At 56.6% G+C, this 12,029-nt stretch carries 12 protein-coding genes; 4 read left to right on the top strand and 8 right to left on the bottom strand.

The genetic code is table 11. The features are described 5' to 3' along the window. The first annotated feature begins 134 nt into the window (after positions 1–134). Positions 135–1,181, top strand: a complete 1,047-nt coding sequence (locus RE6C_RS23480) for a GIY-YIG nuclease family protein (RefSeq protein ID WP_008660641.1) — start codon at positions 135–137, stop codon at positions 1,179–1,181. A gap of 127 nt (positions 1,182–1,308) precedes the next feature. Beyond that, on the top strand, positions 1,309–1,992 hold the full coding sequence (locus tag RE6C_RS23475) for a hypothetical protein (protein ID WP_039963197.1): 684 nt from the start codon (positions 1,309–1,311) through the stop codon (positions 1,990–1,992). A gap of 155 nt (positions 1,993–2,147) precedes the next feature. Here the strand turns inward: RE6C_RS23475 and RE6C_RS23470 are convergent, their stop codons facing one another. From RE6C_RS23470 to RE6C_RS23450, 5 genes are all read right to left on the bottom strand, one after another. Beyond that, complete coding sequence (locus RE6C_RS23470) at positions 2,148–2,963, bottom strand: SDR family NAD(P)-dependent oxidoreductase (protein ID WP_008660638.1); 816 nt, start codon at positions 2,961–2,963, stop codon at positions 2,148–2,150. A gap of 2 nt (positions 2,964–2,965) precedes the next feature. Then, complete coding sequence (gene hflX / locus RE6C_RS23465; protein ID WP_008660637.1) at positions 2,966–4,345, bottom strand: GTPase HflX; 1,380 nt, start codon at positions 4,343–4,345, stop codon at positions 2,966–2,968. A 90-nt stretch (positions 4,346–4,435) separates the two neighbouring features. Beyond that, a complete protein-coding gene (locus tag RE6C_RS23460) occupies positions 4,436–5,860 on the bottom strand; it encodes an excinuclease ABC subunit UvrC (protein ID WP_008660636.1) in 1,425 nt (474 codons plus the stop codon). Positions 5,861–6,126: 266 nt separating this feature from the next. Further along, positions 6,127–7,257, bottom strand: a complete 1,131-nt coding sequence (locus tag RE6C_RS23455; RefSeq protein WP_008660635.1) for a hypothetical protein — start codon at positions 7,255–7,257, stop codon at positions 6,127–6,129. 12 nt (positions 7,258–7,269) lie between these two features. Beyond that, the gene (locus tag RE6C_RS23450) at positions 7,270–7,836 is read right to left on the bottom strand and encodes a hypothetical protein (protein ID WP_008660634.1); all 567 of its coding nucleotides are present in this window, start codon (positions 7,834–7,836) and stop codon (positions 7,270–7,272) included. 186 nt (positions 7,837–8,022) lie between these two features. On the opposite strand from RE6C_RS23450, the gene RE6C_RS23440 reads away from it, so the two are divergent. After that, complete coding sequence (locus RE6C_RS23440; RefSeq protein WP_008660633.1) at positions 8,023–8,733, top strand: response regulator; 711 nt, start codon at positions 8,023–8,025, stop codon at positions 8,731–8,733. A 134-nt stretch (positions 8,734–8,867) separates the two neighbouring features. On the opposite strand, the gene RE6C_RS23435 is transcribed toward RE6C_RS23440, so the two are convergent. Both RE6C_RS23435 and cobA read right to left on the bottom strand, forming a co-directional pair. Next, entirely contained in the window at positions 8,868–9,182 is a 315-nt protein-coding gene (locus RE6C_RS23435) for a carboxymuconolactone decarboxylase family protein (protein WP_008660632.1), read from the bottom strand. Beyond that, positions 9,179–10,711 (bottom strand): uroporphyrinogen-III C-methyltransferase, encoded by a 1,533-nt coding sequence (gene cobA, locus RE6C_RS23430; RefSeq protein WP_008660631.1) that lies wholly within the window; start codon positions 10,709–10,711, stop codon positions 9,179–9,181. The genes RE6C_RS23435 and cobA overlap by 4 nt, the downstream gene beginning before the upstream one ends. A gap of 165 nt (positions 10,712–10,876) precedes the next feature. On the opposite strand from cobA, the gene rpsT reads away from it, so the two are divergent. Beyond that, entirely contained in the window at positions 10,877–11,149 is a 273-nt protein-coding gene (rpsT, locus tag RE6C_RS23425; RefSeq protein WP_008660630.1) for a 30S ribosomal protein S20, read from the top strand. 139 nt (positions 11,150–11,288) lie between these two features. Here the strand turns inward: rpsT and RE6C_RS23420 are convergent, their stop codons facing one another. After that, on the bottom strand, positions 11,289–12,020 hold the full coding sequence (locus RE6C_RS23420) for a VTT domain-containing protein (RefSeq protein ID WP_008660627.1): 732 nt from the start codon (positions 12,018–12,020) through the stop codon (positions 11,289–11,291). Positions 12,021–12,029 lie beyond the last annotated feature (9 nt).

The raw sequence follows: 12,029 nt of genomic DNA, 5'->3' as shown, positions 1-12,029 counted from the left end.
CGTGACTCAGAAGCAAAAAGTGGGGCAGCGGCCTCATGCCGCAAACCGGTGTTTGATTTCTTCGTTCCTATCGTCCGGCTCACCCCGGTGATGGCAATCAAACCGCCTGAATAACCGCCCATCGCGGTCGCAGCATGTTGCACCAGGAATCATTGGTAGAATCGACACAACGTGAACAACTTGCCCGACTGGAATCCTTTGACATGCCAGCCTTCTCTCAAGCCTCTCCCGACCGTTCCTGCATCCACTGCACGCCCGTGCGATGCCAACGACTTCTGTTCATCGCCGCGTTCTGCTCGACCATATTGGCAATCTGCCTCTGCCAGGACTCGGTCGCTCAGGAAGCAGGCGAAAACGCCGTTTCTTCTTCGCCTGTCGTCAATTCGACCGACTTCACCGCAGGCAAAATTCGCGAAGCTCACCGCAAATCTCACCAAGGTTTCAGCAGCGACGAGCTGATTCTGCAGGACGAGCTTCGTGAAGCATTCCTTCAAGAACTGGACATCGCCCCAAACGACGAATCCCAATTCGATCGACAGCGGGCCGCCTTGCGTGCATTGCTGCAACTTCGCAAACGAGGTGACCTGAACGTCCCCACCACTCGGCGCTCATCCGAATCCACCGAGTCGATCAACACCGCCATCCCAACCGCCGAGATCGCGATTCGCACCGTATTGGATCGTCACGACGCGATGATTGACGATGTTCTGTGCGATCCCAGGATGAGAAACGAATTGCAGGAAGAAGCCGAGCGTTTGTCCAAAGGAATCTCCCCCGAAACCGTTCGCCGAGCCGTCCTGCGGCTTCGCAAATCCAGACGCCTTCGCCCCGAACTCGTCCTTCGAGTTGCCGACTGGGACCGAACCGTGACCACGCACCCGATGAAAGAGCTGGATTTGGAATCACTCCCCAACACCCCAGGCGTCTATCTCTTTCGCGATTCAACCGGCTACCTCTACATCGGTGAGGCAATTCGATTGCGAGACCGTATCGGTGATCACTTACGAGGCAGCCACAACGCTGGACTGGCAAGTATCCTGGGCGATGATGCTTCCAACCCCGTGACCTTGGAATTGCACGCGTTCCCGAAGGATTCGCCAGCGAAGAAATTGACGGTCCGACGAGCCTATGAAAGCGAACTGATTCGCAGTCGGCATCCCCGATTCAACCTTCAACCATAGCCCGCAGATGGCGATCGCTGCGGGTTGTATCGATTGAACCGATCAGGGGACCTTGGAAAGACAATCCGCCGGCCAATTCGTTTTGAATTGCCGACCTAAATGCCAAACGCGAACTACGTTGGCGTTTATGAAATCGCTCGTCCCAGCCGTTCTGTGTCTCACCGCGATCACACTCGCATGCGAATCGCCTTCTGCGTCAGCAGATTGGTTGACGATGCCGAGCACCTACACGCACGACGTCGCATCCGGACAACGCGTCACTCAGTTCGCACCGATTGACGCACCCACAACTGCGATCACTCAACCGCTTCGAACCAGTGGCTACACCCACTTCCGCAGCACGATCGCGTACGGTCAATCGGCCGACAACTACCACCGAGTCGAAGAGTGGGGTGACCCGGTGCGACCGTATGGCGAATGGCGATTTCCCTACCGCCCTTACAGCACTCCCTATCCCAATTGGGGCCAACCCTATGGTGGCCTGAACATCGGACTGGGTGGCGGCTACGGATGGGCGGCACCGACGCAGTACGGACCTCAGCCCAATCCGTTTGGATACGGTCCCGGACACAACGGACCGCAACCTGGTCAACGAAATCCCGGTGGCCCCAACGGTCCCGGCGACGCAAACGATCCAGGCCCCAATCCCGGAACCAACCCTGGACACGGACATCACCATGGACGTGGACGCGGTCGCAATCCAAACCCTGCCGCCGGCACCAACCAGTTCGCACCTTACCCATCCGGGCGAGGCACTCCGTATCCGGTTGCTCCCTACTACGACGGCTACTACCCCAACTACGGCGACTGATCAAAGTCCTTCCCAACACCAACCGTTGGTTTCGTCGACTTTCAATTCTTTGTGTGAGCCGTTTGGATATTGCCCCCGGTCCTGTTGTGATGGAACCGAGGGAATGTCCAAACCGGCTCATTAGATCATCAGCCCGATCAGCGTGAGCAACCCGCTCAGCGTCCACGCTTCGCCAGCAAACCGTTCATCACCGGTGGCGAGACACGGTCAGCGTAAACCAACGCTTTGCCACCGAGACTCAAGATCACTTCGCCTCGGCCGCGTTTGATCGCCAACAAAGTCGCTTGAGCAACTCGCCTCGGTGGCCAACTTCCGATGCTGTTGGATTTTTGATCTGGTTCCGTCTCAACCAATGAATCAAAGAACTCACTGCGAGTTGTGCTGGGACTGACCAACGTCACGCCGATCCCATCGCCCACCAATTCGGCTCGCAACGAATCGTTCCAACCATGCAGTGCAAACTTGCTGGCGCAGTACTCGCTCTTGTCCGGAACTGCTCGGTGGCCCAAGACACTGCCGATGTTGCAGATCACCGGCCGCCGCCCATTGTGAGCAACCGATCGCAGGCGAGGCAACGCATCCCGAGTCCAATCGACCGGAGCGAAGAAATTCACTTCCATCACCCGCCGCATGCGTTCCGGTGAAGCATCCGCGAAAGGACCGATCGCACCCACGCCGGCGTTGTTGACCAATAGATCCAATCCACCATCGCCGAGTGAATCCGCGGCGTTCAACGCGGCCTCGCGAGTCGAAGCCTCCGTCACATCACCTGCGACGCAGTGCACCCGCTCGGGCCGCGATGTCGAATCGGCAAGCTCAGTCAATCGTTCGCGGCGGCGAGCCACCGCGACAACATGAGCCCCTTCCTCCACTAACATTCGCGTCAGTTCGAACCCGATGCCGCTGCTCGCACCGGTGACGATTGTCACGGCGTCCTGAGGATCCCAAACCTGCTGAAACGGCAGCGGCATGCTTAAGCCACGTCGCTTGAACGTTCAACGGATTCTTCTGCAGAATCCTCGCTGGAGTCTTCGAGTTCTTCTTCCGAAGCGGTTTGTTTCCACATCTCAAGCGTCGTTGGCGTGACACTCAACGCGCTGCGGTTCACGGTTCCCATCGCCGAGGCTGGCATGCGAACTCGCACGATGACATGGTCGTTGCCAAACTCGCGAGATTCGATCTTACCGGTGGCGGAAAGGAACGAAAGCAACTTGCCATCGTGATGAGCCACACCGATCTCAACATCCAAAAACTCGCGAGACAAAGCTTCGCCGACCGCTTGAGCCAAAGGCTTCAAACCCGAACGCGACCGTGCACTGACGGGAATAGCATTGGGATAACGATCCAAAACTCGATTCAAAACTCGTGGGCTGGTGATCGCATCAATCTTGTTGAGCACCAACAAAGTGTCTTTCGCTTCGATGCCCAGTTCCTCCAGCACTTGATACACCGCGCTGATCTGTTCAAAGACCTGCGGGCTGCTCGCATCAGCAACATGCAACAACAACTCGGCTTGGCGTGTTTCTTCAAGCGTCGATTTAAAACTGGCGACCAACGAGTGAGGAAGATCGCGAATGAAGCCGACCGTGTCGCTCAGCAACACGTGTCCCCATTCAGGCAAATGCCAACGTCGGGTTCGAGTATCAAGCGTTGCAAACAGTTTGTCTTGTGCCATCACGCCTGCATCGGTCAGCGCGTTCATCAACGTGCTCTTACCCGCGTTGGTGTAACCGACCAAAGACACCGTCGGCGAATCCGAGCGGGCCGCGACTTGTCGTTCACGTCGCAACTCAACGCTCTTTAACTCGGTCTTCAAATCGTGAATGCGTTTTTGAGCCAACCGGCGGTCAACTTCCAATTGCTTTTCACCAGGACCACGCATCCCCACGCCCATCGACTGACGCGACAGGTGAGTCCACATGCGTTTGAGGCGTGGCAGTGAGTATTCCAGTTGAGCCAACTCGACGGCCAAACGCGATTCGTGCGTTCGTGCTCCCGCGGCAAAGATGTCCAGAATCAACTCGGTTCGGTCGATCACCTTCGCATTGGTTTTCTTTTCCAAGTTGCGAATCTGCGCCGGGCTCAGATCGTTGTCAAAGATCACCACGTCGGCTTCATGGCGTTCCACCATCAAACGCAGTTCTTCGACTTTGCCTTTGCCCAAGTAAGTTGAGTGATCGGGCGTGGAGCGACGTTGAATCAACTCATCGACCACTTCGGTTCCTGACGTGGTCGCCAACCCATGCAATTCTTCCAACGGATCTTCTTCGACCACGGTGTCGGGCAAGATCAAACGAGCCAAAATGCTACGCTCGGGAGCGTCGTCGTGCAGGGTGATGTGTTTATCTGACACGAGGTGGAAAAAGCCTTGGTCTAAAAGGTTGGAAGCAGAGTCAACGACTCCATTTTACTCTCAATACGGACCCTTCGCACTCGGAAAGGTTCACCGCTCGAGACTGGATTTACTACGCAAAATGTGGTGATAGTGTTGTGCAAACCGGTGCGATTCATCGCGAACATACTGCAGCAAACGCAGCGCAAACGCGTTTTTACTCAGTTTCAGAGGCTCTGAAATTCCCGGTCGAAAAATCTCTTCGTCGCGTTTCGCGAGGCTAATCACGGTTGGCGGCTGGATGTCCTGATCCCGAAATGCCGCCATCGCCGCGTTCAGCTGGCCTTTGCCGCCATCGATCAACAGGACGTCCGGAAACGCTTCCTGTCGATCCGATAACCCTCGAAAACGTCGCGACACAACTTCGTATATGCTACGAAAGTCATCGATGCCTTTGACTTCCTGAATCCGAAATCTTCTGTATCCAGGTTTGAACGGCAACCCGTCGATGAATTGGACGAGGCTGGCAACGGTTTCGTTCCCTCCCAAGTGAGCGATGTCAACGCCTTCGATCACGCGAGGCGTTTCCGACAATCCCAACACCTTCTTCAATCCCGCTAGTCCCTTTTGCGGATCGATGTAGAAGACCTCGGGCTGAGCATGGGTATCCAGCTCGCCGCGTTCTTCCAGACGCTCGATCATGTTGATTTCGTCACGAAGAACCGCGGCTCGCTCGAAATCCAAAGCCTTGCTAGCGGTCTTCATTTCACCCCGCATCTCTCGCAGCAACTTCGTTTTTCCACCATCCAAAAACGTTTGCAGACGTTTGATGTCGCGGCGGTAATCTTCTTTGCTGATTCGAAAGTTGCAGGGCGCGGTGCATTGATTGATGCTCGCCAGCAAACACGGACGGAACCACTGCCAACGTTCATCGGACTCGCTGATGTCGAGCGAGCACGTTCGAAACTTGAAAATCCGCTGCATCACCTGGATCGCTCCGCGAAGCGCACCGGCACTGGTAAACGGACCGTATAGCTTCACACCTTTGGACGGTGGTTCTCGCGTCACTTCCACCCGCGGAAATTCCTCTCGCGTGGTGATCATCAAATACGGAAACGACTTGTCGTCTTTCAGCTCTTTGTTGTTCCGCGGCTGAATGTCCTTGATCAACCGTGATTCCATCAACAACGCGTCGACTTCGCTTTCTGTTTCCACAAAGTCAATGTCGGCGATGTCGCCAATCCAGTCGGCCGTGCGAGCGTCCTCGCTGGCTGCCTTCAAAAAATAGCTGCTCGCGCGGGAACGAAGGTTCTTCGCCTTGCCGACATAGATCACCACGCCGGCGGAATCTTTCATCAGATACACGCCCGGCGATTGCGGGAATGTTTTGACCTTTCGGTTGGCTTGCCGAAATCCTTGGCTGAAATCCTGCAACACTTTGGACGGAACCGCAGAATCAGACGACGCCTCGGCATCCGAGGCAGCAGCCCCATCGTCGACGGGCTCTTCATTGATTTCGGTTTCGCGGTCGTTCATTCGTCCCTGTTCTGGGCCACACCATGGTTACGAAGATGGAACTTGCATTGGACCGTGTGCATGCCCATTTGGCAACAATCAGGTCGATCCTCGACAAGAGCGAATGCTGGGCCATTGAACGCACGTTTCGATTCGCCACGTTCTCAATTGCCCAAACCGCAACCACCCGAACCAACGTTCGCGGCGTGCCGTTTTGCGAGAATCGTTGGCTGCACGGCATGATCCATCATCGGACACCCCCAATTGCTATCAATTGGGATCGATGTCTAGCGAAGTCCTCGGAGCGGAGGCCCGGTGGGAGCATTGGCGGAATAGGCCGCCGGCCCAGCGACACCGTATCCCTGAATCCCCGCTGACTGATTCACTGACGATTGGGTCCAAGAGGATTCCGACGCGGGCACGATTTGCCCCGTCGACGCGGAACTGAATCCGATCGCACCCGTCGCGGTGCTACCGAATCCTCCCGGCGAAGCCATGCCTGACATCTGGACCAAGTTCACTTGGTTCGGGTTTGTCGTTGGCATCGTGAACAATTCGGGATCGCCGGACAGCAATTGGTTGACGGTGTAAGAAGCGACTTCCAACTGCATCGCGAGCGGTGGACCGGCGGCGGGGAACAGTTCCATTTTGACTCGGTGTGGCAAAACGACATTGGCGGCTTCGTTAAACCGATGATCCGAAGAAACACTTTTCGCGACTTGGCGACCATCCGGCGAATACAAGAACAGGTTCGTCACGTATCCCGCCGATGGTTCGATGAAGATCACGCGTTGATACATGCCCGAGGATGTGTGCACGGACGTCCGCACTTCGATCAATCCATCGCTGCGAAGCACCGGAACTCCGATCACCGAACTTGGGTCCAAACGAGCCAAGCCGATCGCCTCGATCAACCAACTCGGATCAACGGGCAAAATCGAACGGTTGAGCTGTTTCGCGTATTGCTCATGATTGGCGTAGTACAACGTTTTGGAAGTCATGTTCTCCGGGACTTCGAACCAGAACTCGTTGTCGTTGCTACCCAAATCGATGCCGGCTCCCATGATGACAGGAACGCTGGCCTTCAAACGAAAGCGTTTCTCTCGCTGCAGATTGACGGTTGCGTTGAGTTTGGGAACCGCAGGCATCGACAACACATCCAACTTGGCGGAGTTGGTCGATAGCTGCTGAACCACGTCAGTTCGATTGACCGCCGCGGCAAGCTGGTGAATGTCAGGTGACTCATGCAGAACCACGGGCGGAGCCGGAAAGGGCGTGTTCGATACCGCCCGAACGCATCCGGTCGTCAGCAACAGCAAGCCAAGCATCGCGATCACACCGAACGACGCGGCGTGTCGATCAATCATGCGAATCGCTGCGGGCAACGAGAACGTTGGCAATGAGAAGGTGGAAAGCATCGGCGTCAATTCTCATTCAGGGAGTTCGTCGACGTCACGGTAAATCAAATCAATCAATTCATCTTGGAGCTTGCCAGCTTCGGACGGGCCGATCGCCACCACTTCCACTTCCATCGTCGATTGGTCCAAATTGGACATCAGCATCATCGTTTCGCGAGACGTTGGTTGCGGTGCAGCCACGTCGCCATCATCGCGTGGATCTTGTTCAGGAGCGCCCATCGGCGAACCGGTTGCGGTGGGCTCGATCGTTTTCAAATGTCGTTTGCGCAGCAACAACAAAGCGAGAAGGAACCGACTTTTCGCGGCTGCGGGTTGGTCCGCCATCGATCGCAGCAACTCGATCAGAACTTCGGGCGGTGCAACTTCGCGTTTCTTTTCTTCCGCTTTCGGCACGCGGTTCTTCCACCAACCGATTGCGTCTTCTGGTGGTCCCTTCCAAGCGTCCCCGGCGATGTCGATTCGTTTGAAATCTTCATCGGCTTCGCAAACGACGGAGTAATAGACCTCGCCTGGCTCCAGAGGGCGATCGCCGACGCTGCAGCGACGGGTGGTTCGGTTGATCTTGTATTCACCAATCATGATTCGACCCTAGCAAAGCAAACTTCCCCACCGAAAGGCAGCTTCTGAGCTTGCAGAAGGGGCCTTCAATGGCGTATTTCGAACTCATCTCGCCACCGCCTTCACGCGTGTCGGACACCAAGTCCGTCAAAAGCCGTCGGCACCGACGAACTTGGAAGTCCAGCGTACGATCGCCCAACGAACAAGATGCGTGCGGACGCACTCGTTTCGTCAAAGACCGTTCTCATTGATACTTCTGGCCGTCTGATGACAACCAATCCTGCCAACGACGCCGCACCGAGCAGTTCTGAGAATTCAAACACGCCTGAAAATCCGATCAGTCCAGAGAATTTGCCCACTCCTGAGAAGAAGTCGACAACGTCCACCGTCGTGGTCGCGGACCCAAAACCGCTCTCCCTTTTGGCCACCGCGGGTGTTTTGCATCACGAGGGAATGCGTTGCATTTGTGCTCGCAGCACCGACGCCGTTTTAAAAGCCTTTGAACTGGAACAGACCGACGAGGCCTCCGCGTTGCCAAAGCTTCAGATTCGGGTCGACGACGGCCATCCGCTTCCGGGCCATTCTGAAAATTCGCATCCGTCGGCCACCAAGTTCGCAATCGACCTGCTGATCTGGGACGTAGCCGACGATCCCATGAGCGTGCTGACGATCATCCAGCAGATCCGCCAATTCTCGCCGTTTCAAAATCTGCCCGTTGTGCTTTTGGCTGATTCCAAATGGGCGGGACTCGAAAAGAAAACCGAAGGCGAGATCGCTCCCACACATTGCCTCTTCAAACCGATCGATCCGAAGTCACTGATCACGATCGCTCAGCACCTGCTTTGGATGCCATCGCTCCAAGCCACCCACCGCCAACGCGGCAGTCGCCCGACCAGGCCAGGCTGGGTCACTCTCTAGGGAACCGAGTAACATTGGCCGCCGTGCGTTAGCACCGGTTCCAGGACGCAACCGGGCCTAACGGCCATCGGCTAAGTGGTGCAGTTTGCAAAAGTGGTTTGTCCTGCGTGTGAGAAACGTGCCGCCACCAGCGATCACTCAGGTTTGGGGGCGATCACGTCTTCCACCCACGACTTCGCTCGCATCATTGTGGGAAAACCGATCGTTGGTGCGGACAGCATTGCCACGTGCCGCAGGTCATCCGGCGTGCAGCCCGCCTCGAGTGCTTTGCGACAATGAGAATGTGCTGCACCTTCCAACCCGGCTCCCAGTGAAATCGCCAGCTTGACCAGCGCCACCTCGCGGTCGTTCAACGGCCCCGACTCTCGAGCGGCCTTCCCCAAGTCCTCGTAAGCACGCATGTACTCCGGATGATCAGCATGCATCTGGCGGTAACGTTTCGGAATCATGTTGTCTCCGCGTCAAGAATCGCTTGGGTCAAAGATTGCATTGTGGCAGACTCAGCAACCGCGTGGACACGCCATCCCAATTCGCGAACGGTTTGGGCGGTCAGTGGACTGATCACCGCGACTTTGGTCTCGCCTATCGAATCACCCAGCCAACGGTGAACGTTCCTCGCCGTCGCGGGACTGGTCAACGTGATCCAGTCCAATGGTTGCTCGTCGAGTTTGGCACGCGTCGCCGGATCCATCTCGGGCACGTCCCGGTTTTCATACGCGACCACCTCACGCACTTGGGTGCCTGAATCACGCAAACCATCCGAAACGACATCGCGACCACGCTGCGTTCGCACAACCAAGGTCGACTTCAATGATGGTTCGGCATTTTGCAAAGTCGTCAGCAATGCGTCCGCATCAAACGTTTCGGGAATCCAATCCGCTCGCAGATGATAAGTCGCCAAGACGTTCGCCGTCGCGTCACCAACAACCGCGATCTTCAGTCCGCCCAAGCAACGCATGTCACGACCAACTTCGAGCAATCGATCCAGAAAACTCTTCACTCCATTGCGACTCGTGAAGACCAACGAATCAAAGGTCTCGATCTGATCAATCGCGGCGTCCACTACCGCCCAATCATCCGGTCCGGAAATCTCGATCGCCGGTTGCACGATCACATTGGCCCCCAATTCTTCCAGCGGCTTTGCCAACTGGTCCGCTTGGTCCTTCGGACGTGTGACCAAGACGTTCTTTCCCGAGAGCGGTCGACGACTGAACCAATCCATCGACTCGGCCAATCCAGTGACCTCGCCGACAATCGTGATCACTGGCGGACGAAACTTGCTGGCGGGAGTCAGGTGACCGGCGACCTCGTCCAACCGGCACTGAATCTTTTGCTGGTCCGGCAAACTGCACCGCCGCAGAATCGCACAGGGTGTCTTCGGATCTTTGCCGCTGCCAATCAACGCGTCGGTCCATTGCTTCGCCGTCGTGACTCCCATGTAGATCACCAACGTGCCGGGGAATCTCGCCAATGCAGGCCAATCTAAATCCGACTTTGCCTTGCCCGGTTCCTCATGCCCGGTCACCAAAGCCACCGCCGAAGCGATTCCGCGATGAGTGATCGGAATGCCCGCGTACGATCCCGCCGCCAATGCCGCGGTGATCCCCGGAACGATCTCAAACGGAATCCGCTCCGCCTTCAACGCGTTGACCTCTTCGCTGGTCCTGGCGAAAACGGCCGGGTCGCCGCCTTTCAGCCGCACGACACGTTTGCCGTCTTTGGCATGCCGGATCATCTCGGCGACGATTTCATCCTGCTTCCAAATACGAGATTGACCGTGCTTGCCGACGCATTGATGAACCGCCTGCGGAGCGTGGATCAGCATTTCGACATTGCTCAGTCCATCGTAAAGGACGACGTCGCAGTCCTGCAGGCATTCGCGTCCGCGGAGGGTCAGCAGTCCGGGGTGGCCGGGTCCTGCCCCCACCAATGCGACGAATCCCGGCGTTGTTTCAGAAAGAGCAAGTTCAGAATTCAAGGAGATGGAGCTTTTTCGCGATAAATACGGTTGGAAAACAAGATTATGGAACTTCTCCGTTGACCTGGACAGTCGGCTGAATGGACGTCATACTCCTCGATTCCAAATTTTGACCAATTTGATCCGTTCCCTACCAATGCGTGTCCGCCGGACACTCCGAGCGAAATGCCAAACACTTCAAGCGCCTCGAAACGTCTGCGTCAAAACGAAAAACGTCGTTTGCTCAATCGTGCCACTCGTAGCAACATGCGATCGACGATTCGCCGTGTTCGTGAAGCTGTCGAAAACAACGATCTGGAAACCGCCAAGAACGAGTTCAAGGCTGCCCAAAAGAAGTTGGACCGTGCCGCAGCAAACAACTTGATCCACAAGAACGCTGCCGCTCGCACCAAGAGCCGTCTGAACACCCTGATCAAGAACGCAGCTCAAACTGCCTGATTCAGGCCCATTTGGTATCCTGCGTCGCGATTCCCGCTGACCGGCCACCAAATTTGAGACCACCAAATCAACAAAAGGTCCTGTTTCGTCAGGACCTTTTTCGATGCGCGGTCAGAATCTGACCGAAACACCGCCCAGTTCAAGCGTTCTGGCCGGCCGCCAATTCCGCCGCGGCCATTTCTCTCGCTCGCTGCCGCCAAATGTGCCTGGGCACCAATACCGACAGCAACACGGCGGCGACCACCGACGTGACCAAACCCAACCAGCGGGTCAGACTCGAGTTGGTCGCCCCGGACATCCCCGCTTCAGCGACCGAGCTCATCGTCTCCGTCGCCACCGCTCCGCAATGAACCCACAGCAATTGAGGCCCGGCCGCTAACAACGCCGCAGCCAAGTACGGGACCTGACGAGCCCCGGAGGCTCCCATCGTGTAGCTGATGATCGTCGTGGGAATCGGCGACAGACGGACCAGCAGATGCATTCCCAAATGCGCATCGCGAGCCCCCAACCGGATGATCCGCAGGGTTTCCCGCCAGGACGCGTCGGACGCTTCCGCCTCAATATCGATCGGTGAATGCCCCAGCGACCACCGGCCCAAGTGGTAGTTCACCCAAGCCGACACGACCGCGGTGACCGCAAGCGTTGGTCCGCCAACCATCAAACCAAAGACCGATCCCGCCGCGATGGACACAAACGTTTTGGGAACGAACAGGCACATCGCCAACGTCCCCAAAATCACAAACGCCGCCGGTCCTGCATCGCGACCTACGGCCAACCAATCACCGGCCACCTCAACCCCGACACCGCTGACCAGCCCACACACGCCGACGATGACCAACACCATCGGCAGCAGACGTCTCGCGATCTGCACTGAACCTTT

The organism is Rhodopirellula europaea 6C (genome assembly GCF_000338295.1).
GTDB lineage: Bacteria > Planctomycetota > Planctomycetia > Pirellulales > Pirellulaceae > Rhodopirellula > Rhodopirellula europaea.
Note: the sequence above shows the minus strand (reverse complement) of the source record. Positions and strands in the feature narration are given on the sequence as shown.

What these genes read in the sequence shown, in the direction of transcription:
- RE6C_RS23455 (WP_008660635.1), bottom strand. Translation starts at nt 7,257, where the DNA reads ATGCTTTCCACCTTCTCATTGCCAACGTTCTCGTTGCCCGCAGCGATT.
- RE6C_RS23470 (WP_008660638.1), bottom strand. Translation starts at nt 2,963, where the DNA reads ATGCCGCTGCCGTTTCAGCAGGTTTGGGATCCTCAGGACGCCGTGACA.
- RE6C_RS23475 (WP_039963197.1), top strand. Translation starts at nt 1,309, where the DNA reads ATGAAATCGCTCGTCCCAGCCGTTCTGTGTCTCACCGCGATCACACTC.
- RE6C_RS23450 (WP_008660634.1), bottom strand. Translation starts at nt 7,836, where the DNA reads ATGATTGGTGAATACAAGATCAACCGAACCACCCGTCGCTGCAGCGTC.
- RE6C_RS23480 (WP_008660641.1), top strand. Translation starts at nt 135, where the DNA reads ATGTTGCACCAGGAATCATTGGTAGAATCGACACAACGTGAACAACTT.
- RE6C_RS23460 (WP_008660636.1), bottom strand. Translation starts at nt 5,860, where the DNA reads ATGAACGACCGCGAAACCGAAATCAATGAAGAGCCCGTCGACGATGGG.
- RE6C_RS23440 (WP_008660633.1), top strand. Translation starts at nt 8,023, where the DNA reads ATGCGTGCGGACGCACTCGTTTCGTCAAAGACCGTTCTCATTGATACT.
- RE6C_RS23435 (WP_008660632.1), bottom strand. Translation starts at nt 9,182, where the DNA reads ATGATTCCGAAACGTTACCGCCAGATGCATGCTGATCATCCGGAGTAC.
- rpsT (WP_008660630.1), top strand. Translation starts at nt 10,877, where the DNA reads ATGCCAAACACTTCAAGCGCCTCGAAACGTCTGCGTCAAAACGAAAAA.